Annotated in this window: 28 protein-coding genes; 3 read left to right on the top strand and 25 right to left on the bottom strand. The window is 51.3% G+C overall.

What is annotated here, in order from left to right:
* Positions 1-170 precede the first annotated feature (170 nt).
* The 4 genes from MHB80_RS10080 to MHB80_RS10065 all read right to left on the bottom strand — a co-directional run bounded on the left by MHB80_RS10080 (position 171) and on the right by MHB80_RS10065 (position 2540).
* Positions 171-860, bottom strand: coding sequence for a YjjG family noncanonical pyrimidine nucleotidase (locus MHB80_RS10080; RefSeq protein WP_341282929.1), 690 nt, complete (start codon positions 858-860; stop codon positions 171-173).
* Between the two features lie 42 nt (positions 861-902).
* Positions 903-1172: a DUF2164 domain-containing protein gene (locus MHB80_RS10075; protein ID WP_341282008.1), complete on the bottom strand. Its 270-nt coding sequence runs from the start codon at positions 1170-1172 to the stop codon at positions 903-905.
* A 3-nt stretch (positions 1173-1175) separates the two neighbouring features.
* The gene (locus MHB80_RS10070; protein ID WP_341282007.1) at positions 1176-1976 is read right to left on the bottom strand and encodes a PhzF family phenazine biosynthesis protein; all 801 of its coding nucleotides are present in this window, start codon (positions 1974-1976) and stop codon (positions 1176-1178) included.
* 111 nt (positions 1977-2087) lie between these two features.
* Positions 2088-2540: a GyrI-like domain-containing protein gene (locus MHB80_RS10065; RefSeq protein WP_341282006.1), complete on the bottom strand. Its 453-nt coding sequence runs from the start codon at positions 2538-2540 to the stop codon at positions 2088-2090.
* 218 nt (positions 2541-2758) lie between these two features.
* Between MHB80_RS10065 and MHB80_RS10060 the strand changes: the two genes are divergently transcribed.
* Positions 2759-3331, top strand: coding sequence for a GNAT family N-acetyltransferase (locus MHB80_RS10060; protein ID WP_341282005.1), 573 nt, complete (start codon positions 2759-2761; stop codon positions 3329-3331).
* A gap of 123 nt (positions 3332-3454) precedes the next feature.
* On the opposite strand, the gene nrdF is transcribed toward MHB80_RS10060, so the two are convergent.
* The 3 genes from nrdF to nrdI form a co-directional block, all read right to left on the bottom strand.
* Entirely contained in the window at positions 3455-4411 is a 957-nt protein-coding gene (nrdF, locus tag MHB80_RS10055) for a class 1b ribonucleoside-diphosphate reductase subunit beta (protein WP_341282004.1), read from the bottom strand.
* A gap of 94 nt (positions 4412-4505) precedes the next feature.
* Positions 4506-6590, bottom strand: a complete 2085-nt coding sequence (gene nrdE / locus MHB80_RS10050; RefSeq protein ID WP_341282003.1) for a class 1b ribonucleoside-diphosphate reductase subunit alpha — start codon at positions 6588-6590, stop codon at positions 4506-4508.
* Positions 6577-6936 carry a class Ib ribonucleoside-diphosphate reductase assembly flavoprotein NrdI gene (nrdI, locus tag MHB80_RS10045; RefSeq protein ID WP_341282002.1) on the bottom strand — a complete coding sequence of 120 codons (360 nt, stop codon included), beginning with the start codon at positions 6934-6936 and terminating at the stop codon, positions 6577-6579. Before nrdI ends, nrdE begins: the two co-directional genes overlap by 14 nt.
* A gap of 266 nt (positions 6937-7202) precedes the next feature.
* On the opposite strand from nrdI, the gene MHB80_RS10040 reads away from it, so the two are divergent.
* Entirely contained in the window at positions 7203-7424 is a 222-nt protein-coding gene (locus MHB80_RS10040; RefSeq protein ID WP_341282001.1) for a hypothetical protein, read from the top strand.
* A gap of 213 nt (positions 7425-7637) precedes the next feature.
* On the top strand, positions 7638-8270 hold the full coding sequence (locus MHB80_RS10035) for a thymidine kinase (protein WP_341282000.1): 633 nt from the start codon (positions 7638-7640) through the stop codon (positions 8268-8270).
* Positions 8271-8416: 146 nt separating this feature from the next.
* Here the strand turns inward: MHB80_RS10035 and MHB80_RS10030 are convergent, their stop codons facing one another.
* The 18 genes from MHB80_RS10030 to MHB80_RS09945 all read right to left on the bottom strand — a co-directional run bounded on the left by MHB80_RS10030 (position 8417) and on the right by MHB80_RS09945 (position 26580).
* Positions 8417-9184 (bottom strand): class I SAM-dependent methyltransferase, encoded by a 768-nt coding sequence (locus tag MHB80_RS10030; protein ID WP_341281999.1) that lies wholly within the window; start codon positions 9182-9184, stop codon positions 8417-8419.
* A gap of 14 nt (positions 9185-9198) precedes the next feature.
* Entirely contained in the window at positions 9199-10161 is a 963-nt protein-coding gene (locus tag MHB80_RS10025; protein WP_341281998.1) for a S1-like domain-containing RNA-binding protein, read from the bottom strand.
* Complete coding sequence (gene rsfS / locus MHB80_RS10020; RefSeq protein ID WP_341281997.1) at positions 10158-10505, bottom strand: ribosome silencing factor; 348 nt, start codon at positions 10503-10505, stop codon at positions 10158-10160. The genes MHB80_RS10025 and rsfS overlap by 4 nt, the downstream gene beginning before the upstream one ends.
* Before the next feature lie 3 nt (positions 10506-10508).
* Complete coding sequence (gene yqeK / locus MHB80_RS10015; protein WP_341281996.1) at positions 10509-11081, bottom strand: bis(5'-nucleosyl)-tetraphosphatase (symmetrical) YqeK; 573 nt, start codon at positions 11079-11081, stop codon at positions 10509-10511.
* Positions 11059-11661, bottom strand: coding sequence for a nicotinate-nucleotide adenylyltransferase (gene nadD, locus MHB80_RS10010; protein WP_341281995.1), 603 nt, complete (start codon positions 11659-11661; stop codon positions 11059-11061). The genes yqeK and nadD overlap by 23 nt, the downstream gene beginning before the upstream one ends.
* 107 nt (positions 11662-11768) lie before the next feature.
* Complete coding sequence (gene yhbY / locus MHB80_RS10005; protein ID WP_046229655.1) at positions 11769-12083, bottom strand: ribosome assembly RNA-binding protein YhbY; 315 nt, start codon at positions 12081-12083, stop codon at positions 11769-11771.
* A 42-nt stretch (positions 12084-12125) separates the two neighbouring features.
* The gene (aroE, locus tag MHB80_RS10000; RefSeq protein WP_341281994.1) at positions 12126-13004 is read right to left on the bottom strand and encodes a shikimate dehydrogenase; all 879 of its coding nucleotides are present in this window, start codon (positions 13002-13004) and stop codon (positions 12126-12128) included.
* A gap of 70 nt (positions 13005-13074) precedes the next feature.
* On the bottom strand, positions 13075-14202 hold the full coding sequence (gene yqeH, locus MHB80_RS09995; RefSeq protein WP_341281993.1) for a ribosome biogenesis GTPase YqeH: 1128 nt from the start codon (positions 14200-14202) through the stop codon (positions 13075-13077).
* Positions 14199-14723, bottom strand: a complete 525-nt coding sequence (locus MHB80_RS09990; protein ID WP_341281992.1) for a YqeG family HAD IIIA-type phosphatase — start codon at positions 14721-14723, stop codon at positions 14199-14201. Before MHB80_RS09990 ends, yqeH begins: the two co-directional genes overlap by 4 nt.
* Positions 14724-14872: 149 nt before the next feature.
* Complete coding sequence (locus MHB80_RS09985; RefSeq protein WP_341281991.1) at positions 14873-17116, bottom strand: transglutaminase domain-containing protein; 2244 nt, start codon at positions 17114-17116, stop codon at positions 14873-14875.
* Positions 17113-18369 carry a DUF58 domain-containing protein gene (locus tag MHB80_RS09980; protein ID WP_341281990.1) on the bottom strand — a complete coding sequence of 419 codons (1257 nt, stop codon included), beginning with the start codon at positions 18367-18369 and terminating at the stop codon, positions 17113-17115. The genes MHB80_RS09985 and MHB80_RS09980 overlap by 4 nt, the downstream gene beginning before the upstream one ends.
* A 1-nt stretch (position 18370) precedes the next feature.
* Complete coding sequence (locus MHB80_RS09975; RefSeq protein ID WP_341281989.1) at positions 18371-19330, bottom strand: MoxR family ATPase; 960 nt, start codon at positions 19328-19330, stop codon at positions 18371-18373.
* A 139-nt stretch (positions 19331-19469) separates the two neighbouring features.
* Positions 19470-19820 (bottom strand): stage V sporulation protein AE, encoded by a 351-nt coding sequence (gene spoVAE, locus MHB80_RS09970; protein ID WP_341281988.1) that lies wholly within the window; start codon positions 19818-19820, stop codon positions 19470-19472.
* 4 nt (positions 19821-19824) lie between these two features.
* Complete coding sequence (spoVAD, locus tag MHB80_RS09965) at positions 19825-20838, bottom strand: stage V sporulation protein AD (RefSeq protein ID WP_341281987.1); 1014 nt, start codon at positions 20836-20838, stop codon at positions 19825-19827.
* A gap of 1 nt (position 20839) precedes the next feature.
* Positions 20840-21331 carry a stage V sporulation protein AC gene (gene spoVAC / locus MHB80_RS09960; RefSeq protein ID WP_341281986.1) on the bottom strand — a complete coding sequence of 164 codons (492 nt, stop codon included), beginning with the start codon at positions 21329-21331 and terminating at the stop codon, positions 20840-20842.
* Positions 21332-21751: 420 nt separating this feature from the next.
* Entirely contained in the window at positions 21752-23782 is a 2031-nt protein-coding gene (locus MHB80_RS09955) for a beta-galactosidase (protein WP_341281985.1), read from the bottom strand.
* Positions 23783-23893: 111 nt separating this feature from the next.
* Complete coding sequence (locus MHB80_RS09950) at positions 23894-25588, bottom strand: ABC transporter substrate-binding protein (protein WP_341281984.1); 1695 nt, start codon at positions 25586-25588, stop codon at positions 23894-23896.
* 101 nt (positions 25589-25689) lie between these two features.
* Positions 25690-26580, bottom strand: coding sequence for a carbohydrate ABC transporter permease (locus MHB80_RS09945; RefSeq protein WP_341281983.1), 891 nt, complete (start codon positions 26578-26580; stop codon positions 25690-25692).
* Between the last annotated feature and the right edge of the window lies 1 nt (position 26581).

Raw genomic sequence — 26581 nt, 5'->3', positions numbered from 1 at the left:
GAATCAAGGATTATGGCAGCGCCGCGGACTCAGGAGACGCTAATGTGCTGCCAAACGGTGTTTTGACGGAATAATGAGAGGGATAACGGCTTGCCTGTCCGCGTACAGCCTCAAATCACCTCAAAAATCAGAATAGCGGAACCTCAGTCCTCTGAAATCTGTCGTTTGATTTATCCATTTATAATGGAGAGCAGCTCAGACAATCGTTGAATTTCAAAAGCCGGTTTAACCGCCGTCGTATTGCTCTTCCGGTGCGGATTAAACCAGCATGTATCAATGCCGCTGTTAATGCCGCCCTGCATATCGGAGGTCAAGGAATCGCCGATGATGATGATTTTGGACGGGTCAGTTACTCCCAGCTTCGCGAACGCATAGTCAAAAATGCCCTTATGCGGCTTCTGGTATCCCGTCTCCTCCGACACAATAATATGCTCAAAAAATTCATTCAGCCCCGCTTTGCCAATACGCGACAGCTGCACCTCGCGAATGCCGTTCGTAATAACCGCCATACGGCAATGCCCCTGCAGGCTGCTGCACAGCTCTACAGCGCCTTCGATCAGAAAGCTGCCCTCGCCTAAATAGTTTAAATAGCAGGTGCTAAATTCGTCTGCCGCGATGTGAGGGTTATTTTCAGCAAACAGCCGTCTAAACCGCTCCTCTCTAAGCTCCGCCAGCGTCACCTTTCCCTGCTCATAATCGTGCCAAAGCTGCTGGTTAATGCTGCGATAACGCGCCACGTAATCGCTGCCTGCAAGCGATATGGCATAATCCCGGCAGGAGCTTGTGAAGGCATGAGCCTCCGCCTGTCCATAATCGAGCAGCGTATCATCGATATCAAACAAAATAATGTCGTATTTCATATTCGCTTTGCTTATTTCCACTTGCATAAACACTCCTTCAGCCTATTTGCGAGAGCCTCCGCGCGGTGCGGAAACATTTTTCTCCAGCGCATACAGCTCGTCTTCCATCGCTTGCATTCGTTCGACCACTGTCGTTCTCGCATCCTGAATCGCCTGATTATAGACATGCGGGCCGAGCAGCGCAACCATATGGTCAATCAGCTGCTCCGCTGCAATGGTACCGATTTCCTCCGAGCGCTCCAGCTCAAAATAGTGCTGTACCTGCTCAATCAGCTGCTGCTTCTGCTCTCTTTGCCATTTTAGCTTCATCATCGGTTAAATCTCCTCCAGTTCACCGCGCATCATTAGAACGGCTTGTCCGCTCAATTGAACGCGATCCCATGTATTTTTCACCTTTACAAAACCGCCGCGAGCCGACGCCTGATAGCCTACCAGTTCGTCCCTTCGCAGCCGCTTCGCCCAGTAGGGCGCCAGCGCGCAATGGGCCGAGCCTGTCACCGGGTCCTCTTGCACGCCCCCTTTCGGATAAAAAGCCCGCGACACAAAGTCATAGGCTGCCTGGCCTTCGGCGCGAGCCGTCACAATGACACCCCGCCCACCTAGCAAGCTCAGCTGCGAGAAATCTGGCTTTAGCCCGCGCACCGTCTGCTCACTGTCCACTTCAACAACATAATCCATACGGTTGCGTCCCGTATAACGCGGAATGAGCCCAAGCCCCTCAATGAGCGCCTCGGGCGCTTTCGCCGGAGCTGGCGGCTCCGAAGGGAAGTCCATCGTTATCTCCGCCTCATCTTCCCCTAGCTCTACAGTCAGCACGCCGCTTTTCGTCCAAAAGGCTGCCGCCTGACTGAGCCCCAGCCGCTCCGTCTTCCACAATACGAAAGCAGCCGCGAGCGTAGCATGTCCACATAAATCCACCTCCTGCGTAGGCGTAAACCATCGCAGCTCATAACCGCCCTCGCGTGGTGCGACAAAAGCGGTCTCGGGCAAATTCATCTCCGCCGCTACTTTTTGCATCCATCCTTCATCACTCAGTGCCTCCAGCAGACATACCGCTGCCGGATTACCTCCAAACGCCTTGCTTGTAAACGCATCTACTATGTAAATAGGCACCATGCTGGCCTCAGTCCCCTTCCTGCTCATGTTTATCAACAAATAAAAAGGAGGCGTCCCGCTCAGGACTCCTCTCCTATTATAACGCTTCTAATTTGTCTGGCACAGCTGGTTCTAATCGGCAAGCGGAATAAGAAGCTCAACCGCTTCCTCCTCCAAATGCTGCTCCTGAATATAAAAAACTTCAAGCGCGACAGCGCTCTGATGCTTCTCAAGCTCCTGCTCGTTCATCCAGGCAAATAGCTGCTCGTAGGCTTCTCCAATTCGTTTGTTCGTCGATGCAACCATCGCATAACGATGGGTTGGGATGGTGAACTGCACCATGCCAACCGGCACTTCCTCTGACGGCGGCATTTCGTAGCAGGCCCAATAAGTGGCAAATACTTCGTTGCCAAAATACGGGCTGTACAGCAGCGGTGCCTTCGACGTGGTATTCAGCTCATGCTTGCGGGCTAGAAACTCGCTTTGCAGGCGAATCGCCTCATCCGGAAAAGTAGAATACGGACCGCAATAACTAATCCCTACTAAATGAAGCGTTGGCTTCGTAATAATTGAGCAGTTGTCCACGCGAATTCCCCCTTTTCATCGGTCAGAACAGTTGCGTTAGGATGAGCTTTCACCCGCCAATAGTGTAACATGATTGCCCCCTGAGCGGTAGCCCTTTATCCCGAAGCGGCAGCAAGGAATAAAAGCAAACTAGTTGCAGCTGCTTTTTCATTTTCGTTTAAGCAAGCTGGGATATGATAGGCTCGCATCCCATCTTCTATAAAAGGCGAGTGAACCGCATGGGCTCCGACGATTTGTTTTCCTCATTCCCTTTTCTGCATACGAAAAGATTAACACTACGCCAAATGGCTGTGCAGGACGCCGCAGACCTGCATGCTTTTTATTCGGATATGAAGGTGACTCGGCATTTGGACTGGCTTGGCCCAGACTCCATTGAAGCTTGCAAAATGCTGATTGAGTCTTGGAATGAGGCCTACGCGGAGCGCAGACTCATTCCATGGGGCATTACGCTGCAAGGCAGCGCACCTATTATGGGAACGGTTATGCTGATGCCGACAAGAGGCGAATTTGAGGTAGAGCCCCGTTATCCGCTTACGATCGGTTATGACCTTAAGCCGGATTATTGGAACAAAGGCATGATGTCCGAAGCGCTGCAGGCTGTGATGGATTTTAATGACAAGCATATTCATGCCCGCCGCATTCAAGCCGAGGTCCACCCTGAAAATATCGCTTCGCTCCATGTGCTCAAAAAGCTCGGCTTTCAGCAGGAAGGCGTGCTGCGGCAATATTTAATGCATGAAGCCACCAAAAATTTTCTTGATGTTATCATGCTCGCTCTATTATTTAGTTAGGAGATAATCAAATTATTCACAAAAAAAAGAAGCACTCGGCTAACCTAGCCGAATGCTTCTTTGTGTATAAGCAAGGTGGTGATATTAACCTCGCAAGGCTCTCTCCACCAAATTCATTCTATACTAAAAGTTAAAAACAAAATCATCATCGTTCAATTGCTCGACGTGAATCGTCCGTACGTAGCCATTGCCTTTTTTGGAGAAGAAATCATGCTGCTTTGTGTGTGTGCTGATGCCATTGAATACGATTGGATTGACCGGCTCATCGGGGAACACACCGTCAAAGCCAAGATTCATCAGCGCTTTATTCGCATTATAACGCACATACGTTTTTACTTCTTCCTCTAGGCCAAGCGGCGAATACAGCGAATCGGTATAAAGAACCTCATTCTCGTACAGGTCGTTAAGCAGTTGATCCAGCTCAGCCTTAAGCGAAGTCTGCTCCTCCGGCGTGAAGGTGTTAAACAGCTCCTGTGCCAGCACGCCAACGTACAAGCCGTGGATGCTCTCGTCACGCAAAATAAGGTCGATAATTTCGCCGCTGCTCGTCATTTTGCCTTGACCTGCCAAATAAAGCGGGTAGAAGAAGCCGCTGTAGAACAAGTAGCTTTCCAAAAATACGGAAGCTGCCATTGCTTTATACAGATCCTGCTTTGTGCTAATGCCTTCATACCATGAGGAAATAAGCTCCGCTTTTCGTTGCAGCTGCTCGTTTTTCTCTACCCATTGGAAAATCTCGTCGATCTCCTCTGTAGACGCGAGCGTCGTGAAAATGCTGCTGTACGATTTGGCATGAATTTGCTCCATCATCGACATAAAGGACAACACCGCTTTGCGCTGCAAGCCATCTACATGCTCCAAAATCTTTGGCATGCCAATACCGCCCTGAATCGTATCCAGCAGCGTCAATCCGCCAAGCACGTTTTTATATAAGCTGCGCTCGGCGTCGCTCATTTCCATCCAGTCCATTTTATCGTCGGATAGAGGGATTTCTTCGTCCGTCCAGAATTGCATGACGTTCTGCTGCCAGAACGTCAGCGTAAAATCATCATCCGGGCGGTTCCAGTTAACTGCCTTCATTATATATTAGGCTCCTTTGTAAAAGGCTGCGTGACGGCACCTAAAGCGGCCGCCCCACAACCTCATCTTTTTGCGCAAATCTATAATCTTGTTGTTAAACCGCGCAGCTTGTGCACTCTTCTACGGATAGACGTTTCGTTCTTGTGTAATAGAGCGACTTCAGTCCTTTGTGGGCTGCGTAAATGTAGAAGCGGGCAAGCTCCCGAGTCGTCACGTTGCTGTTTACGTGCAGAACCGTGGAGATACCTTGATCCACATGCTGCTGAATTTCTGCAATCAGGTCAATGAGCTTGAACTGATCGATATTGTAAGCCGATTTGTAGTAGAAGAAGTTGTCCTGCGACAAAAACGGCATTGGATAATAGGTTGTCGAGTTCGCATATGTCCGCGTCTCGATATGCTCAACGATCGGCATAACGCTCGATGTCGCATTTTGAATGTACGAGATGCTTTGCGTTGGCGCGATAGCCAGACGATAAGCGTGGTACAGGCCGTGCTGCTGTACTTTCGCCTTAAGCGCAGTCCAGTCCTCAGGGGATGGAATTTCCATGCCTTCGAACAAAGCTTTCACCGCAGCGCTGACCGGACGGTAATCCGTCTCTTCATAACGTGCAAAGTATGTGCCCTTCGCATATTCGGAACGGTCAAAATCCTTGAACGTTTCGCCGCGCTCTTTGGCAATTTCCATGCTTTGTTCTAGCGAATAATAGTTCATCATCATGAAGAACGTGCTAGCGAACTCCTTCGCCTCATCGCTTTCGTAAGCGATGTGGTTTTTCGCCAGATAGCCGTTCAGGTTCATCGCGCCAAGGCCGACGGAGTGAAGCTCCTCGTTCGCTTTGCGCACGCCTGGGGCGTTGTCGATATTTGAAAGATCGCTGACTGTTGTAAGCGCCTCGATACCAACATGAACCGATTCCTTGATTTTCTTAAGCTCCATGACGTTTACGATGTTCAGCGATGCCAGGTTGCAGCTAATATCGCGCTGAATCAGGTCATCCGTACCGTAGTCATTAATAACCGACGTCTCTTGCAGCTGGAAAATTTCCGTGCAAAGGTTCGACATCTTAACGCCGCCTACATCTTTAAGCGCATGAACGCGGTTCGCATTCGATTTATTCATAATGTAAGGATAGCCGGATTCCAGCTGGATCGAAGCGATTTTCGTCATCATGTCGCGTGCATTCATGACCACTTTCTTTTTCACCAAATCGTTCGCAAGCAGCTCCTCGTACATTTCATCCATATCCATATCGTCCAAATATTTGCCGTAGGCTTTATTGACGGAATGTGGTCCGAAGACGTACAACGGCTTGTTTTGCGCAGCCAGCTCATAAAATTTGTTCGGTATAATGAGGCCGATCGACAGCGTTTTGATCCGCGTTTTCTCATCGGCATTAATTTTTTTGCAATCGAGGAACTCAATAACGTCCCAGCCAAAAATATTATAATAACCTGCGCCAGAACCTTTGCGCTGTCCCATTTGATCGGCATAGGAGAATGCATCCTCCATCAGCTTAAGCACAGGCATAATGCCCTTCGCCGCACCCTCGACGCCTTTGATCGGCTCGCCGCGTCCGCGCAGCTTCGAGAGGTTGACCGCTACGCCGCCGCCGATTTTCGACAGCTGCATGCACGTGCCAATTACATAGTTGATGGAATTAAGCGAATCGTCCATTTCCAGCAGGAAGCAGGATACCATCTCGCCGCGGCGGCTTTTGCCCGCATTAAGGAAGGTTGGAGTTGCCGGCTGCAGCCGCTGCTCAATCATCGCCTCCGCGATGCGCAGTGCTCTTGCTGCGTCGCCTTCACCCAAATGCAGCGCAACAATCGCAACGCGATCCGGATATTGCTCCAAATATTGCAGCTTGTCATTCGTTTTCATGGCATAGTCTTTGTAAAACTTGGAAATGGCCATATACGACTGAAACTGGAAGCTGCTGTTTGCCGTTAAATCAAATACAGCCTCAACTTGCTCATATGTATAATGGTCAAAAACGTTGTCGTAGTAGTCATTGCCGATCAAGTAGTCAAGCTTCTCCTGGAGCGAGGCGAACTTCACGCTCTTCTGCTCAACTTCCTCCATAAATGCTGCTACTGCCTCTTTATCCTTGTCCAACTGGTAAAAGCCGTCAGCTCCGCGCTGCATCAGCTCATTATTCAACTCAATATGCTTCAATGGTTCGCACCCTTTCAACAAAGTTTTCCGTATCGTATTTCGTTCCGGACAACTCAAATTTAGAAATAACAGGGACATTGTATAGCTCGGCAATCGTATCTGCGCTTTTGGCAAAGCCCGTTCCCCAATTGCGGTTGCCGCTGGCGGATACGCCGCGAAGATGTTTGCTGTTGCGCTTCAGAAACGACATGACCCGTTCTGGCACCTGTCCAAAGCCTGTCGTATACGTGATGAGAACGAATGGCTCCTGAATCGCTTCCTGCTCTTCAATCGGAATAACGCGCATATTCAATTTGTTAATAAATCGTTTGACGTTGCCCGTCTTGGAATCATAGACAACCAGCATATATTTCTCTCTCCCCTACCGGATATCAGCAATAGAAAAGCGCTTCTGACCTTGAAAAAGCGTCAGTTGCGCTAGTAGACTTAAAGTGTCGTTTTCCGTGCTTCACAACAAGATGTAGTTGCTGAATTTGATTCTACATCAATATATAGGTGGAGTCAAATGAAAAAATACGCCTATCTATGAGTCCCGGTTTTAGGCCACTCGACTATTTTAACAGATACGGATATGATGTGGTAGAGTCATTTTTAATTGATACGGAGGTTAATATGAACAAAATTTTATCGCCTGAACAGCTCCGAGAGGCGCTGCATAAGCTATTTAAGGATGCCGGATATACGAATCCCGAGCTGCTTGAAAACATCGAATTATTAGCGGCAGAGAACGATCGCTTGAAGCAGGAAGTTAAAAAATGGCGGCTCGCTGCTGCACGTGGGGCAGCTGCAGGCACTTCCATGAACAGCCGCTTGAAGGACGCGCTTCGAGAATGATTTTGAACCAAGTAATTCAAAAAGCATACAACCTTCACATTGCATCGCAGGGTAATCCTGCTAAAATGATACAGGCACACATGGACTCAAGGTGAAACGGCTATCGCCGTCCTTTGGCCGCGCAGCACGTTTCAATCCGAGAAATATAAGCCTAATGATAAGTGCAAAACTTATAAATGCTTATATTTCAAGTGTAAGGGAGAATTAGGCCATATGGATAGAGGTTGGATTACGGTCATTATCGGCCCGATGTTCTCGGAAAAATCCGGCGAGCTCATAAGGCGCTGTCATAAATTGCTGCAATATGGCCGCAAAAAAGTCAGAGCGTATAAGCCTGCGGAGGATAATCGGTTCGGCAGCGAGGAAATTGTTAGCCGCATGGGCTACCGCCTGCCTGCCTTCAACATTCCGAAGGAGCTTACGCCCGAGATGGCGGAGCGCATTTTGCAGGATACCAAGCATGCCGACGTCGTCGCTTTCGACGAGGTGCAGTTTTTCTCCAAAAGCATCATCCCTCTTATAGAGGAGCTTGCCTATAACGGCAAACAAGTCATTGTAGACGGCCTTAATATGGACTACCGCGGCAAAGCCTTTGGCTATATTGGCGGGCTGCTCGCCATTGCCGACGAAATTGTGAAGCTGACTTCCTTCTGCGCCGTATGCGGCGACGCGAACGCGGCGTTCACGCAGCGCGTCATTAACGGCCAGCCAGCGACGCTGGGGCCAGTCATTTTAATCGGCGATACGGAGAGCTACGAGCCCCGCTGCCGCCGTCATTTCGTCCCTCCGCATAAAGCGGTGGAGGAAGCAGAGGAAGAGCATACAGACGCTGCTGCGCACCTCTGATTGCAGAGCAACATACTGTAGCGAAATTGCGACAGCAACCTCTCAAGCAACTTTAATATGAGCACAATAAAAGGCTTGCGCCGCCGCTCTGCTCCTGATGAGCATACGGCTGCGCAAGCCTTTTGGCGTTCTAGCAGAACGCCGTATTAAGATTTTACCGCCGCAAAAAACAGTCGCTCCGAGCGCTCGTCTTGGGGCTGCAGCTTGAAATCGGCAAAACGCTCGACCTTGCTGAACCCTGCCGCCTGCAATTGCTCCGAAATCCAGTCCGCCTCATAAGCCCGCTGCACATGCATTTCTTCAAAGCGGCGAAACCGCTCTCCGCTTTCATGCGCAAAGATTGTCAAATGATGCTCAATTTCGCAGCGCTCCTCGTCCAGCTCGCATGTCCAAATATAGGCCGCATTGTCCTCGTCCAGCACGAAGGGCTGCTCCTCCGCATAGCGAATGAGCTGTGCCTTCGGATGCACATCGAATAGAAATACACCGCCAAGGCGAAGCGCCGCGTATGCCGCCTCGAAAGCGGCAATCACATCCGCTTCCTCCGTCAAGTAATTGACGCAGTCGCAGAAGGAAATAACCGCGTCCACAGGCGTGCCCAGATCAAATTCCCTCATATCCTGCTGCACCCAGATGGCTGAGCCTGTACGTGCGCCATGGGCGGCAGAAAGCGCCTCATCCCATTTGCTGCGCGCCACGCTCAGCATATCCTCAGACAAATCAATGCCGTAAACCTGCATACCGGTCATAGCAAGCGGTATCGCGATAGAGCCTGTCCCACAGCCAAGATCGGCAATAACAGAAGGCTTGCCATAACGCTCCCAGCATTGCTCTGTGAACCAAAGCCATTCCTCATAAGGCATGTCGCTCATTAGCTCATCGTATACCGCAGCGAACTCGCCATATGACTCCACCTAGATAGCCCTCCTTAATCCTCAGATGAGCCTTCGGAAGCAGAGGCTTCGCTAGTGTTCGACTTAACAGCATCGCCTGCTGCTTCGCTGTCTCCAGCCGCTTCCACTAGATAGGTCCAACTGCCCTTCTGGGTAATCAGACGCTCGCGCATCAGCTTGCCAATCGCACGTTTAAATGCCGATTTGCTGATGCCGAATTTTTGCTTAATGATGCCCGCTTCCGTCTCATCGGAATAAGGCATGCCGCCGCCCGGACGCTCCTTCAAAAAGGCAAGCAGACGGTCGGCATCCTCTAGACGGCCCACTTCCTTCTGCTGGCCCATCGACAGATTCACCCGTCCATCCTCGCGGATAAAGGTAATGCGCGCCGATACCCGCTCGCCAAGACGAAGCGCGCGCACGCGATCCGGTGCCGGAATAAGACCATATGCGCCAAAGCCGACAACTCCGCCGTCAATCAGGACGAAAGAGCCCATTTGCAGGGACTTTGTTACCCAGCCATGGATCCACTGGTTGCGCCAGGAATCTGGTGCCGCAAATACGAGCGGCCCAAGCTCATCCTCGCCTGCAAGCCGGGCGATAAGTCTGCCGCTTTTGTCATGGCCCAGCACAATGTGAACCTCATCACCCGGCAGCGGACGATAATCGACATTTTCCGGCAGCTCCGAAAGCGGCAGCAGCAGCTGGCGGCCAAGCCCGATTTCGAGAAAACAGCCCAGCCGCGGATGCACATCCGCTACCTTTAGGCGAGCCAGCTCGCCGAGCTTCACCAGCGGACGCTTCATCGTTGCAGCCAGTCGATCCTCGGTATCAAAAAATATAAAGACTTCAACCTCATTGTTAACTTTGGGCTTGCTTCCGACCAGCTCCGTATAATGCATCAGCACCTCGGATTCGCCATCGGTCAAAAAATAGCCGTAGGGCGACACTTCGCGTGCCACCCTTAACGTTATTGTTGTACCGGCAATCAAGCTCATGCGAATTCCACAACTTTGGCGTCAGACCAAAGCTTTTCAATATTATAATAGTCACGCTCGTCGCGGTGGAATACGTGAACAACCACATCGCCAAGGTCAACCAGCACCCAGCGGGCCGAATCCATGCCTTCAATCCCGCGAACACGAACGCCGCGCTGCTCCGCCGATTTACGAATTTCCGTCACAATCGCCTGTACCTGTGTATCCGAATTACCCGAGCAGATTACGAAATAATCCGCTACCAGGGAAATTTCCTGCAAATTCAAAGCTACAATACGCATAGCCTTCTTATCTTCCGCTGCAGCAACCGTTGCTTGCAGAAGCTCCTCCGAATGTACCGTCATAACTCAGCCTCCTGTTTTTAACTCTTCTATTAAACCATTACGTGCTTCTATTGTCAGTGGAAAAATGGCCTTGCCTTTTTTGAGCAGCAGCAGAATCGTCGAATCAAATCCCGCCAGCAGCGCCTGCTCCAAGCTATCCTTGCTCAGCCTGCGGATGTCGTCGACACCGGGAAAATCGCGCCCAGGCTCCATATAATCCGCCAGACAAACAACCTTGTCCAGACGCGTCATCGCAAGGCGGCCCGAAGTATGGAAGCGAATGGCATTGAGCACCAGCGCATCTGTCACGCCATATTCATGCTCCGCCACCCAGGCGCCCACTTCGGCATGCCATAAATTTTTATCCTGTGCCAGCAATTCGGGAGCCAGCTGCTGATCGCGCAGCACCTTCTCCATGCGGTCGACTGGCCAATATTTCGCCACATCATGCAAAATTGCCGCCAGTTCAGCCTGCTCCGGGTTTTCACCGAACCTTACCGCTAGCGCAGCCGCCGTTGCCATCACGCCTTCGGTATGCTTCCAGCGTTTCTCGGGCATTTGCGCCTTCACCGACTCAATCATTTGATCGCGCTCCATAAAGGCCCCTCCTCGTAATGAAATGAAACACAGCCTCCGGTACGAGATAGCGGAAGCTGCCGCCAGCTTGAATCGCTTCGCGAATCGCCGTAGATGAAATGCCGATTGGCGGCATATCCACAAACGTCAGCCGCTGCTGCAAGGAATCCGGCAGCGCGCGGCCTATCGCCTCCGTGCCTTCCCGGTTAAGCCCGATGAAAGCAACTCGCTCTGCCAGTTCCTCAATCCGGTGCCACCCGGGTAAATCATTGACCCGGTCGGCTCCAATTATATAAGAGAAGGAATCCTGCGGATGCAAATGCCTCAGTTCCAGAACCGTATCGATGGAATAGCTGAGCCCGCCTCTTGCAAGCTCAATATCCAGTGCACGAAAATGGGGATTGCCGCTTATCGCTTCCTGCACCATCTGCAGCCGCAGCTCGCTGTGCTCGCCAGGCTCATGGCTTTTGAGCGGAGGCAAAAACGAGGGAATAAACCACACCTCATCCAGCCCGCAGCTTGTACGCGCTGTTTCTGCGGCAATGAGATGTCCGAGATGAATGGGATCGAACGTTCCGCCCATAATGCCGATTTTACGCATAGCCGCAGTCCTCCTTGTCTGTAAACTTCGCGCTTAGTCATTGCGGTGAAATAAATTCCGCTGCATACTTTGCCAGCAAAAGCGAGAACTCATTTCCTCGCGAGCCCTTAGCGTCCCGCTTTGACAGCTGGCAACTCGATTTTGCGGTTTTTCTCTTCCGATGCGCGTTTGTATAGCACAATCGTTTTGCCGATAACCTGTACCAGCTCGGCTTTAGCCGCTGCCGCTACTTCAACTCCGATTTCCTTCGGATCGTCCATGCAGTTGTTCAGCACGGATAGCTTGATCAGCTCGCGAAGTTCAATCGACTCATTAATATGACGAATAAGATGGTCATTCGTTCCACCTTTGCCGACCTGAAAAATCGGCTGTAAATGATGCGCCATCGCGCGCAAATAACGTTTTTGTTTCCCTGTAAGCATCGCTCTATGTTCCTTCTTTCAAATAGTAATAAGAAAAAGTTGCTAGCCCTGGAGGGCAGCGAGTACCGTTTCGCGCATCGCTTGAACAGGTGCAGGCTGCCCTGTCCAATATTCGAAAGCATATGCGCCTTGATAAATAAACATGCCCAGACCGCCATGGGTCCGGCAGCCATGAAGCGCAGCATCCTGCAAAAACTTCGTCTGCAGTGGATTGTATATTAAATCGCTGGCGACGCAGCCCTCTTTCAGCCACGAAGCATCAAGCGGACTTTCGCCCACATTCGGATACATGCCTAAAGATGTCGTATTGATCACGACGTCCGCGTCCGCGCATACCTTGCGCAGCTCGTCATTCGTGACCGCCGCGATATCAGCGCGGCGCTGCATCGCTGCAGCCAGTTCCTCAGCCTTGCCGAGCGAGCGGTTCGCGATTGTAATGCGCTCCGGCTGCTCGCCTGACAGCGCATAAACAATGCCGCGCGCAGCTCCGCCAGCGCCGATCACAACAATCTTTTTCCCAGCAAGCTCCGGCTCCGCCTCTTCCTTAAGGGAACGAACGTAGCCAATGCCGTCCGTGTTGTAGCCAATCAGGCGTCCGTTATCGTTGACAATGGTGTTCATCGCCCCTACCGCTCGCGCGCTTTCGTCGATTTCATCCATTTCCTTCATCATATCCAATTTATGAGGAATCGTCACATTCACTCCCCGAATACCCATCGCCCGAACGCCGCTAACGAAAGCGGACAGCTTGTCTGCCGTAATGTGGAAAGCCAAATAAACACCGTTAATGCCCGTTTCCTGAAAAGCGCGATTCAGCATAATAGGCGACTTGGAATGATGAATGGGGTCACCAATTACTCCGTAAAGCACCGTATGGCTGTCAATGCGCTGCATTGCTGTATGGATTTCTCCCGCACTCATTTCCGCCAATATCCCCTCTCAGCTGCCCATGAAGTGTAAGCATGATGACGAGCTTAACCCATCATAGCCGTTAAATCAATGAATCCCTTAGCAGCACCTTGATGCCTTTCGGGGCATATAAATCGAGCAAGGCGCCTGCATCGCCGTTCACCTGAATCCAGCCTAGGCCAGAGATGAATACATCCTTCCTTGCTCCCCGCGGCACGCGCAGCGAGTGGCGCGTCCATGCTGGCATCTCGGCAAGCTCTTCGCGAGAAGGTCCGCCGAGCAGTTCGCCCTGATGATCCTCATAAAGCGCATCCGCGCGCTCCATCTTCGTCCGGTGCACATTCAGCGCATTGGAAATGTACAGCGTAAACGATTGGCGTTCACCCTCTACAAAATCAAAACGGACCAAGCTGCCGATAAACAGCGTCTGCTGGTCATTAAGCTGGTACACAAGCGGCTTGATTGGCTTGTCCGGCAGCAGCGACTGCAGAAATCCACGCGGCACAATTTCCGTCATCCGCGTCGGATAGACGATGCCGGGCGTATCGATGATGAACCTGTCATCATCCAGCGGAATGTGTACAGCATCAAGCGTCGTTCCCGGATAGCGGGATGTCGTCAGCTCGCGCTCCAAATCGCTGTAATCTTTAATCAAGCGATTAATCAGCGTAGATTTGCCAACATTGGTTGCGCCGACCACATACACATCGCGCCCTTTACGATGACGATCAAGCGCCTCAATAACATGCTCGAAACCAATGTTGCGCTTGGCGCTGCACAGCACGATATCCAGCGTACGCAGCCCCTCGCTCTTCGCCTGCTGCTGCACCCAGTTGCGGAGACGGTTCAGGTTCATTGATTTTGGCAGCAAATCGACTTTGTTGACGACCAGCAGCACGGGATTGTTGCCTACAAAGCGCTGCAAGCCCGAAATCAAACTGCCCTCAAAATCATACAAATCGACAATATGCACAACGAGGCTGTCCGTTGTTGCTACGCTGCTGAGCAGCTTCAGAAACTCATTTTGGTCCACCGTCACCGACGATGCTTCATTATAATTGCGAATACGGAAACAACGCTGGCATATGGCCGGCTCCCTTACTACTGCCTGCTCTGGCACAAAGCCAGGAAGCTCTGCATTTTCCGTTTGCAGTTTTACGCCACAGCCCGCACAAGACTGTGCGGCCAGACTAAGCTGCTCTTCCTTCACTTCTTCTCCCCCTCATTCCATAACCCATTTTTGCCAAGGCTCGATTTGGCGATACGCTCAATTCGGCGGTTGACCCGGGTCATGATTCCTTCATCAGCAGGAGCAATTGGCGCTACAAGAATCGTATATAATCCCATTCGATTGCCGCCCAGCACATCCGTCAGCATCTGATCGCCAATGACTACCGTCTCTTCCGCTTTCAGCTCCAATACCTTTAGCCCTTTGCGAAACGACGTGTTAGCCGGCTTGCGCGCAGCATGAATAAACGGAATGTTCAAAGGCATTGCAAATTTGGACACTCTGGTTACATTATTATTCGATACGATAACGACTTTAAAGCCGCGCTCACGGACATCGTCCAGCCATTTGACCAGTTCGGGCGTTGCAAGCGGCACCCGCGCTCCCACAAGCGTATTATCCAGATCCGTAATAATGCCGCGAATTCCATTCTTATGCAGCTCATCTAATTGAATATCATAAACCGTATCCACACGCATATGTGGCAACAGTTTCTTGAACATAAGCGTTAAACCCCTTTGCTATTCTCCTGCTATCTTACGAAACTATAACATAAAAAACGATTTTGTTGCAAAAAAATACCGCTGTCCATTGCTTGGGCAGCGGCAGGCTGAATTTTTCCTTCTATATATAGTCGGATAAAAGCTATTCATTATAATAGCGAAATGACATGCTTTACTTTGTTCACAAACTGCTCCGCCTCTTCTGGCGTTGCCGCTGTGCCACTGTATTTGGCTCGTTCAAAATCATTCAGCAGCTGAGTGAGCTCGCTGCGAATATCTGTACGATGCTGCGCAAAGCGCTGCACGGCTTCCCGCAGCGTCTCATGCTCGGAGCGCTTTAGCCCCTTCCTCCGACAAACGCGGAGCAGGCGCTCCGTTTCCCATACGATGCGGTCATTCGCCGTATAGGAGCGGAACCGGAAGCGCAGCCACGCTGCCTTCAGCGCTTGACGGCGTACAATTAAGCTAACCGCCAGCAATAATACAAGCAGGGAAATACCTGCAATATAAAAACCTTTGTACGAAACATCTGTTTTTTCGGCAGTTGCCGCCTTGTCCGCCTCATCCGTGTCCTCTTCTACTTCTGGTGTAGGCGCTGCCGCATCTTCTCCGGCAATTGTATAAGGAAAAGCAAATCCTGCCGTCGGCTCAAAGGAAACCCAGCCATAACCTGCAAAATAGATTTCCACCCAAGAATGGGCATCGGAATTGCGAACCGTATACGTGCCTTCTCCTTGTAAAAACGTATCGATATCGAAGCGCTCCGCTGCATCAGCACCGAGGACAGGCAAGGCCCCTGGCGCAAATCCCTTCACCCAGCGCGTAGGCAGGTCGACGGAACGGGCCAGCACCGCCATAGCCGTAGAAAAATAATCGCAGTAGCCTTCCTTGATTTCAAACAGAAACTGGGCGACAAAATCGTCAGAATCACCCGTCAGCTTGCCCAGATCAGGCTCATTCGTATAGGCAAAATTCAAACGCAAATACGATTCCAGCATTTTTGCCCGATCATAGTCATTAGTCGCATTTTTAGTCAATTCCTCGGCAAGCTGCATGAGCTCGTCAGGCAATTGATCTGGAAGCTGTGTATAATGTTCCTGTTCACTAGAGCTATCTAAGCGCGCATCGGTACTGCGGAGCTTCACTTCATCCAGCACGGGAACAGTGGAAACGACAGAGTAGCTTTCCGGATATGGCTGCCTTCCCCTTCCCTGCAATGGAAAACGCAGCTCCTGATCGTCAGGAGCCCAGGTGAGCCGGTAGGACAAATTCGCTTCCGGATCATTGATCCAGTGAATTCGGTTAATCGGGGCGGCCGCAAATAAAACGGGATACTGGTCTTTACGTATCATCGTCACCGTCTGCTCCACTTCAATCGTATCTGCCAGCTTGCGGTCATACGGCAGGGAAAGCTCCTGCTCCTTTTTCAGCTGATTGACGTTGTTAGGCTCCGCTCCCTCATCCAGCTCCAGCCAGCCGCTGCCGGTATAAAACGATTTTGTTTCCCCTCTCCAATAGCTCCGATGGGAGCTTGCAACCGTCATGACTGGCGAATAATCGAAGTTAAAGCCGCCGCCAAGCTGGTCATCATCACGCCCGTAGCCGGAGCTTGTATCCAGCGTTACCCCTCCCGGATCCGAGCCTTTTTCGCCTAAAAAAACATTAACCTTCTCGCCCTTCGATTCTTTCCATATCGTATACGGGTCCCGCAGTACGGGCGAAATCGATGGCATAATCAGGCCTGCGGCCATCAGCAGCGCAAGCACCGCCGCGATAGGCATAAATAATTGCAAAGGATAATGCAGCAGCTCCTTCCAGCTTCCTGGATGGTGACGCTGAAAATGATGCAAATGCCCCGCTGCCAGCCATATGAGCCCCAGCAATACGACCCAAGCCACATTGTCCCAAAGCCAAATTGGGGTAAACGAATCGGCTACGGTCAAAACGAGCAAATTCGCCCCAATAAATCCGAATATGCGAATACGTGACGTCGTCCAGACACTGAACAGCCCATACATCGCAAGCATAACCAAGCTAAACCAAATATAGGGGTGGAATTGGAGCAGCAGGCTCCAAAGAATAGCGGCGATTTTCCGCACGCCTTCCTCTGAGCCGGAAAAGCTGGGAGATGCGCCTACCACTATCCATGTTGATACGACGATGAGTAACAGTTGGAGCGGCATCCGCAGCCTGCGCCTCATCGCAGGAAGCAAGACGTCAACTGCACCCGCAAGCAGCAGCGTCATATAAATACAGGTAAACGTAGATTTCCACCAATAGTTTTCAAAAACCGCAATCGAATTGATCAACGAAAAAATAATAATGATCCGCGATATTCGCCCATACCACTCGAATGCGGCATATTCTTTCAATCTATTCATTCCGCTTCTCATGCTCCGCCGCCTCCTTCAAGCACAGCCGGCAGCTCAGGCAGCTGCGTAAGTGTGAATACCGGCCAGCCTCGGGCGCGCAGCAGCTTCTGCCAGTCTTGGTTCATCGCTGCAGCTAGGCCGCCCACGTCCGCAATATGGAGCAGGCAAGGCTTTAGCCCTTTGCGTGCGAGCCATTCCAAGCTCGTGCTCGCCTCCTTGCCCGGTGCTGCGGAAATCACAAGCGCGATGGATCCCGAATCAAGCAGCGACTCCGACGCAAGCAGCGTCTGAAATAATGGCTGCTCCGCATCTGCATTCACCGCCGTTAAATGCTGCATAATCGCGCCCCGTTGGTCGGCACCCGACTTAGGCGGGAAGATGGCCCGCTGCGATCCGGCAGACAGCAGTCCCATAGCCGTGTCGCCTCGCCCGCCGCTTTCAATGAGCGAAGCGGCCGCTGATACCACGAGCTCAAAGCGCTCTGCCCGCGCTCCGCTGTACGCCTTGGCCTCGCGGTCGATAATAATGAGCGTTCGTGGCAGCGACTCCCGCTCAAACTCCTTGGACTTCCAATGTCCCGTGCGCGCCGTCGCATGCCAGTGAATCCGCGACAAGCGGTCGCCAGGCACATATTCGCGTACGCCATTGATTTGCGTCGTCTCCTTTGCCGAGCGTGAAGCGATAGCGTGGGAGTAAGGTCCGCGTGCGCCAAGCTGCAGACCTCGCTGCTGGCGCAGGGGGACGATTTGGGGCATGACGCTGAACACCGATTCCTCCATAAAGCTGCCCGAATGCTCAAACAGCCCGAATACGTCATGGGAGGAGCATGCGGTAGCTCCGAAGCGGTATTCACCGCGCTGCAGCGGAGGTGTCGTATACAGCACTTCGCCGGAGCGCTTCAAATTCGGCACGAAGGAGGATTCGAATTGCAGCGCTTGTCCATTGTTGCGCAGCAATTGATCACGGACCAGCACAAACGGTATCGGATAATAACCGGGCACCTTCACCGAAAGCTTGACCGTAAGACAGCTTCCGGCCGCCAGCGCGTAATCGCCATGGCCGCCATCCGATTTGCGCAAGCTTCGGGTGCCGCTTACTTGGCTTATGCCGCTAAAGCGCCCTAGCATCAAATAAAGCAGCAGCCCATTCATAATAACGAACAACATCACGGCCGTTTTGCCGCCTTGAAATAATAAATATAGCAGCGCTCCTCCATACAGGAACGCGCTTATGAGCAGTCGTCTGCGTTGCAGGCTGAGCGTCAGCATTTCCATATCAGCGCTCCAATCTCACCGGCACTCTTACCTGTTCCATGATTTGATCTACCAGCTCGCTCGCTTTGTGGCCGTTCATTCTAGCCTCCGTATGCAAGGAAAGCCGGTGAGACAGCACATGCGAAGCAAGCTTCTTCACATCATCAGGAGTAACAAAGCTGCGCTGATCCAAATAAGCAGCTGCTTTGGCTGCCCTGGCAAAGGAAAGCGCAGCACGCGGGCTAGCGCCAAGCTGAATGCCAGGATGCTCTCGCGTAGCTCTGACAATGCTGACCAAATATTTTGCCACGGCCTCATCCATATGGACCGCCTGCACCTGCTGCTGAATGCGGATCATATCGTCCACATCGGCAATTTGGGCAATCTGGCTTTCCGGAAGCAGCCGCACCTCGCTGCCCATAATCATCTTCTGCTCGTCTTCCTCGCTAGGATAGCCGAGCGAAAGCTTCATCATAAAACGGTCAAGCTGCGCTTCGGGCAGCAAATAAGTACCTTCAAACTCAATCGGATTTTGCGTGGCAAGCAGCATAAACGGATGCGGCAGGGCGTAGGTGTCGCCATCTACTGTCACATGGCCCTCCTCCATCGCCTCCAGCAGCGCGGATTGGGTTTTGGTCGTCGCCCGATTGATCTCGTCAGCCAGCAGCAAATTGGTCATGACTGGACCTGGCCTGAACAAAAACTCCTCCTGCTTCGGATGATAAATCGATACGCCGGTTATATCGGTGGGCAGCAAATCCGGATTGCACTGAATGCGCCTGAACTGGCCGCCGATTGAACGGGCCAGCGCCTTTACGAGCTGCGTCTTCCCCGTGCCGGGAACGTCCTCTAGCAGCACATGCCCGCCGCCGATCACGGCAATCATCAGCCTTTCGATTTGCTCTTGTTTTCCCAAAATACTATAATTTAGATTAGTAAGAATAGATGCGCATAATTGCATGTCAACCTGACGCGTTTCCATATGAATAACCTCCCGCAGCATATCAAGATGGATAAAGGCATATAGTTCCATTTTACAGCAGTCCAGCAAGTAAGTACAAATGCATCAATTTCCAAAAAAAACTGGAGGATCCCACAGGACCCTCCAGTTTTCCAATCTATTACCCCTTTGGCCGAATAACCAATGCCGCCAGGAACGAGAAGATAATCGCAGCCGAGATGCCCGAGCTCGTCACTTTAAATATGCCGGAAATAACGCCAATCCAGCCTTGGTCATGCAGCTCGGTCAAAGCCCCGTGCACCAGCGCATTGCCGAAGCTCGTAATCGGGACCGTCGCTCCTGCTCCGGCGAAGGCAACGAGCGGCTCGTATAAGCCGATGCCATCCACCACCGCCCCAATAACGACCAGTATTGCCATCGTATGCGCCGGGGTTAGCTTGAATACATCGAACATAATTTGCCCTAGGACGCAAATAGCGCCGCCAACTAGAAATGCCCATAAAAAAATCATCGCCTTACCCTTCCTTTCCGCAAATAGCGACAGCATGCGCAATGCCGGGAATGCTCTCGCCCTGCTGGAATGAAAGCGGCGACAGCAGCGCTCCCGTTGCAACGACCAATATGCGCTTCAGCTCGCCCCTTGCGAGCCGCTTTAGCAAATGGCCGTAGGTAACAACTGCCGAGCAGCCGCAACCGCTGCCGCCCGCCTGCACCTTCTGGCGGTTCACATCGTACACCATTAGGCCGCAATCGCCAAATACCGTGTCATTCATCGGCACGCCATTTTGCAGCAGCAGCTCATTGGCGAGCGGATGCCCTACACCAGCAAGGTCGCCTGTTACGATTAGGTCATAATCGCTCGGGGAACGGCCCGTATCATTAAAATGCGCTTGAATCGTATCGACGGCCGCTGGCGCCATCGCAGCGCCCATATTAAAGGGATCGGTGATGCCAAGATCGACGATTTTGCCGATCGTGGCACATTCGATGGTCGGACCGTCCCCCGAAGCGGCAACGAGTCCGGCTCCAGCGCCAGTGACGGTATACTGTGCCGTCGGCGGCTTCTGCGAGCCATATTCCGTCGGGTACCTGAACTGCTTCTCCGCTGTGCAGTTATGGCTGCATGTGCCCGCCAGCACGTAATCGGCAGAGCCGGAGTTGACGAGCATAGCGGCAATCGATAGCGATTCCATTGAGGTCGAGCAGGCGCCGAAGACGCCAAGATAAGGAATGCCCAGCGACCGTGCTGCAAAGCTGCTGCTTATAATTTGGTTCATTAAATCGCCGCCGACAAAAAACTGCACCATTTCCTTGTCTATTCGGGCATTCTGGAGCGCAAAGTCCGCAGCCTGCTCCAGCAGCAGCCGCTCGGCCTTCTCCCAGCTTTTCTGCTGCATATCCAGCTCGGGATGCACAAGGTCAAAATCCTCAGCCAGCGGGCCATCGCCTTCGTCTGGCCCTACTACCGTTGCCGCGCCGATAATGACAGGGCGCTTCTCGAACCACCAGGTCTGTTTGCCACGCAGCATATTATTGCCCTCCTGTGCCGAGAATGAGATGGACGATGCCGACGAAGAAGGCAGCTACGACGCCGAACACGATAACGGAGCCCGCCAGCTTGAACATATTCGCGCCAACGCCAAGGACCAGCCCTTCAGCACGATGCTCCAGCGCCGCCGAGCACATCGAATTGGCGAAGCCTGTGACGGGCACAGCTGTGCCCGCTCCTGCCCACTGGGCGATTTTATCGTACACGCCAATGCTCGTCAAAATAACCGAAATGATAATGAGCACAGCAACCGTTGGATTGCTCGCATCCTCCGCTTTCATATGGAGCAAATGCATGAACAGCTCCTGAATCACTTGTCCCACCACACAAATTCCGCCGCCAATAATAAAGGCTTTCAGACAGTTCGTTCCTATGGAGCGGGAAGGCTCCCGCGTTTTGGCAAAATTCTGGTATTCCTTTGATGACATCGCCATCTTTTTATATTTTCCTTTATCTGAGCTGCTTGCTGTCATAACTTGCCCCCCTTTCCGTTATGCCCTGCTGCACAAAGCTAAACCCGAGATGCGCGGACGCATCAGTTCAGGTTCATTATTTGCCATGGGAGGGGCTATTATGTATGCTGCATATCATTTTCCTTTAAAAAAAGAGCATTCGCCCGCTTTAGCCGCAGCTAAAACAGTCGAATGCTCCTTCTTATTTCTATCCTCCGAACTAGCACGGACATCCAGCTTAAAATAATAGTGAAATCAACAGCAGAACGAGCAGCACATACAGCGCCAGCACGAGCAAAATCAGCTCCAGCTGCTTGCGACTGCTTAATACATTTGCTTTCTTCATAGGCGGCCCTCCCTATAGCTATGCTTCTATACGTTCAGCATATGCGGGCAGGGGCAAATGCGGAGCTTGTCCGCTGCTGTTGTATTGGCTGCTGCCTAGCTTTCCAAAATCGCTACGCCCTTCGCCCCGATTGCAAGCGATCCGTTTACAGCTTCCCCGCTCAGCAGCTCTTTCGTGAACGTGCTAGGCAGCTCCGAAAGCTGCACCGCTTCGGCATTATGATTCAAAATGAAAGTAAAGGTGCTGCCGTTAATGGCCCGCTGCGACACTTCAACGCCGTCTGGAGTCACAAGCAGCGATTCAATGCCAGCGGCCTCGCATAAATGGGCCATGAAGCCTTGCAGGAACGTTTTGTCTGGGCTCGTTGCCATGTACCAGGCTTTGCCCTCGCCGAACGAATTAACCGTTACCGCAGGCATGCCTTTATAAAACTCGGAGCCATATTCAGCAACCACCTCAGCCCCTTCCGTATGAATCAAATCGCATAAAATACTGCCGGAGTATATCCCGCTATCAAGCGCTCCAAGCGGTTTATTTAGTACAATGTCATTATGCTGGCCCGGCAGCAGAGCATCGATTTCCTCCGCCCAAATGCCCAGCACCTTGCGCAGCTTGCCCGGATATCCGCCAAGCGTCACAATGTCATTTTCATTGACGATGCCGCTGAAAAACGTCGTGACGAAAGTGCCGCCGCGCGCAACGAAAGCTTCAACCTTTTCCGCAAAGCCCGGCTTCACCATATACATTACGGGAGCGATGACCAGATCGTAACGATCGAGCTGCTCCTCCACGCTGATCATATCCGTCTGAACATTCATTTGGAATAAGGCGTCATAATACTTATGCACCTCATCGAGATATTTAAGCGCAACAGTCGGGCCGCTTGACAGCTCAACCGCCCAACGATTTTCCCAATCGTAGACGATCGCTGCCTTGGAATTCACGCGCGAATCGAGAATGCGGCCAGACAGCTGCTGCAGCTGAGCGCCCAGCTCGGCGCATTCGCGGAATACGCGGGTATTCTCATGGCCGACATGCTCAATGAAAGCGCCATGGTATTTCTCACAAGCACCGACCGAGCGGCGCAGCTGGAAGAACAGCACCGTATCCGCACCGCGTGCCACCGCCTGATAGCTCCACAGCTTCATAACGCCTGGACGCTTAAGCGAGTTGTACGGCTGCCAGTTTTGCTGGCTCGGCGTCTGCTCCATCAGCATGAACGGCTGGCCGCTTTTGAGACCGCGCATGAGATCATGCGTCATCGCCGTCAAGCTGAACGGCGTATCCATCGACGGATAGTTGTCCCATGAGACGACGTCCATATATTTTGCCCATTCGAAATAGTCCAGCTCGGAATACGTACCCATTAAATTCGTCGTCACTTGCAGGTTAGGCGAATGCTGCTTAATCGCTTCATATTCCAGCTTGTAGCAAGCAAGCATGCTTGCCGACTGAAAACGGCGGTAATCAATGGAGATGCCCTGGAAGTTCGTGCGGTTATGTCCCCACTCCTCGCTAAGGGAGTTAGGAGCAACGATTTCGTCCCAATCGTAAAAAGTATGACCCCAAAACGCCGTATTCCACACCTTGTTCAGCTTCTCCAGCGTGCCATAACGCTGCTCCAGCCAAACGCGGAATGACGCCTCGCAGTTGTCACAGTAGCAATAGCCGCCGTATTCATTTGATACATGCCATACGAGTACAGTAGGGTGATCTTTATAGCGCTCGGCAATCGTGCCAGCCAGACGCTCGGACAGCTTGCGGTAAGTCGGACTGTTTGGACAGGAATTGTGGCGTCCGCCGAATTTGCGCTTGCGTCCGTCGTAATCGACACGCAGCACATCGGGGTGCTTTTTCGCCAGCCATGCCGGATGAGCACCTGTACTCGTCGCCAGACAGACATAAATACCGTCCTTGTACAGTCGATCAATGATGCGGTCCAGCCATTCGAGATCATAAGTATTCTCATCTGGCTGAATACGCGCCCACGAAAATACATTGACGGTCGCCACATCAATGCCCGCCAGCTTAAACATGCGAATATCCTCTTCCATAACAGATTCATCCCACTGCTCCGGATTATAGTCGCCACCGTACCAAATTTTTGGCAATTTTTCATTAATCAATGTAAAACAGCTCCTCTTCCATTTTGACTAGTCTTTTATTGACATAGCATGCCTGCTTACAGAAATGAAGGAGAGAACTCATTTAAGAGTCCTCCCCTCCACAGAAATCCCTTACTTTTGCGCCCAGAAATCAACGCGGTCTTTAACCATTTGCGTGAACTGTTCGTTCAGCTTGCTGGCACCTGCTTTGTCGAGATCTGCTATGAAGTCATCCCATACTTTGTCGAAGTTTTCCGGCTTCGCCAAAATCGCTTCTGGAACACGCTTCTTCATAATATCTTGTGTTTTTTGGAAAATAACATCAGCTTCCGAGCCTGTTTCAAAATTCAGGTTCCACGCTGCGCCGTAAGGACGCTCAGGGAACGCATCGTCGGCAGGCCAGAATTCTTTGTACATTTCCACTTTATATGCAGCAAGAGTCTTTTTGTCCGCTTCCGAATATTCTGCTTTAAACTGCTCAGGGAATTTCGTTGTGTAGTAGTTGCCTGTGGAATCCTTAACGCCATCGCCATAACGAGCCGATATCAAGTAATTTTCAATACCTGTCGTTTTCTTGAATTTATTTCCATCGTTTGTTTTGAGATCTTGAATTTCTGTTTTGAATACGCGTTTGCCATCCACAACCTCATAATGCTTGCCTTCAATTCCCCAGTTAACGAGAATTTGGCCTTCTTCAGAGGCAAGGTAATCCAGGAACTTGATTAGACGAACAGGATCTTTAGCCGATTTTGTAATCGCAATACCATGTCCTGCCATGTAGCCTGTGCCTTGGTAAGAATGATCTTGATAGCTTTCATCCAGTGTTACAGGGAAGCGCGCATAAGTCGCACCGAATTTGCCCTCTGCTTTCAGCGAGTTTTCCGCTTGTGCATAGTCCCACTTCTGGTCGATAATGCCGATTACGCGGCCCGTTGCAATTTTAGCTTTGTACTGGTCATATTTTTGAACGAAGCTTTCTTTATCCAGAAGACCGATATCGTTCATATGGTTCAGCCAGCGGAAGTATTCTCTTTCTTCCTCACGTTGGTAGTGCAGCTTCGTCTCGAATGTTTTCTCGTCAATAGCGAATTCGCCATTATCCGGCAATCCCGTTGCGTAGAATGCAGGGTTTGTAACGGAAATTAAAATTTGCCATTCGCCGCCGTTAAGCGACAAGCCGATTCTTTTTTGTCCATCCTCCGTTGTCGGGTTTTGCTCCATGTACGATTTAATGGCATTTTCATAATCCTTAACGGTTTTAATTTCAGGGTAGCCCAGCGCCTCAAGTGCCTGATGCTGAATTTCGAAGCCGCCTTCGGCATCAAAATAAGTTTGGCCTACACCAGAAGACGGTAGCTCATAAATAGCTGGATCATCTTTGCTATAACGAAGACGGTTCAAATATTCGCCGTATACTTTTTTAATATTAGGGGCGTGCTGTTCAATCAGATCCGTCAGGTCGAGAAGCGCGCCAGCGTCAACCAAGCTTTTTACGCTGCCCTTCGCCATAACCATGTCCGGATACTCTCCACTTGCTGCCATCAAAGCGAACATGTCGGTATCCGATCCGCCAACCGGGAACTCCTGCTGCAGCGTAATGCCTGTTTTTTCTTTCAGGAATTTACCGATGTCGCTTTCCATGTTATCCCAATCTGGGTTAAGGTCGCCAGCTACCAGTCTTACTGTAATTGGCTCTGTGGAATCCCCTTCCCCTGCATTGCCCGTATTGCCTGTACCTGCTTCATTATTGCTGCCAGAGCCGCATGCTGTGAAAGTCAAAGCCGTTGCAAGCAGCAAGACCATTAGAGCGGTTTTCTTTTTCTTCATCTTTGGTTGCCTCCCTTTTAATCGGTATTAAATATGAAGCGATAAGCTTGTATATAACAGGAAACCTGCTATTACCATATGGAAGTCCTAAGGCTCGCCCACTAGCTCTTGACGGAGCCGAGCGTCATCCCTTTGACAAAATATTTTTGCAGGAAAGGATAGACGACTAAAATAGGCAGCGTAACGACCATCGTAATGGCCATCCGGATCGACTCCGGCGATACTGCCGCAAGGTTCTGCTGCACACCGGCATCCCGATAATTGGCGCCCGACTGCGTCGATTGCAGCACCTTCATCAACTCGTATTGCAGTGTTGTAAACTGTGCGGCCTGCTGGTTGTACAAATACGTATCGAACCAGGAATTCCAGTGCTGCACTGCAATGAATAGCGCGATTGTCGCCAGAACAGGCTGGCACAGCGGCAAAATAACCCGCCAGAATATCGTAAAGTCATTGGCGCCATCGATTTTCGCCGACTCTTGCAGGGCGTATGGCAGCCCGTCAATGTAGGAGCGAACGACGAAAATATTCCAAACGCTCAGAATAAGCGGAATAATGTATACCCAAAAGCTGCTCATCAAACCAAGATTTTTAATCAGCATGTAGATGGGAATCATGCCGCCGGAGAAATACATCGTCATCGCGAAAAGCGGTGAAAACAGCTTGCGCGCCTGAAATTCGCGGCGGCTAAGCACAAACGCCATCATCGAAGCCGATAGCACGCCTACGACCGTACCGATAATGGTACGCAGCACCGAGTTTTGGAAACCGGTCAGCAAGGTTTTATACTGAAAAATCGTAATATAGTTTTGCAAGGTAAATTCTCTAGGCAGCACCGTAATGCCGCCCTTTACCGTGTCCATCGATTCATTGAATGAGATAGCAAGTACGTTCAAAAATGGATATATTGTTATTAGTCCAGCAAGACCCATCACAATGTAAATGATGACGTCTGTAATAATCTCTGATCTAGCTCTAATGGTTCCCTGCATG

Source organism: Paenibacillus sp. FSL H8-0537 (assembly GCF_038051995.1).
Classification (GTDB): domain Bacteria; phylum Bacillota; class Bacilli; order Paenibacillales; family Paenibacillaceae; genus Pristimantibacillus.
This window is presented reverse-complemented; position numbering and strand designations above follow the sequence as displayed.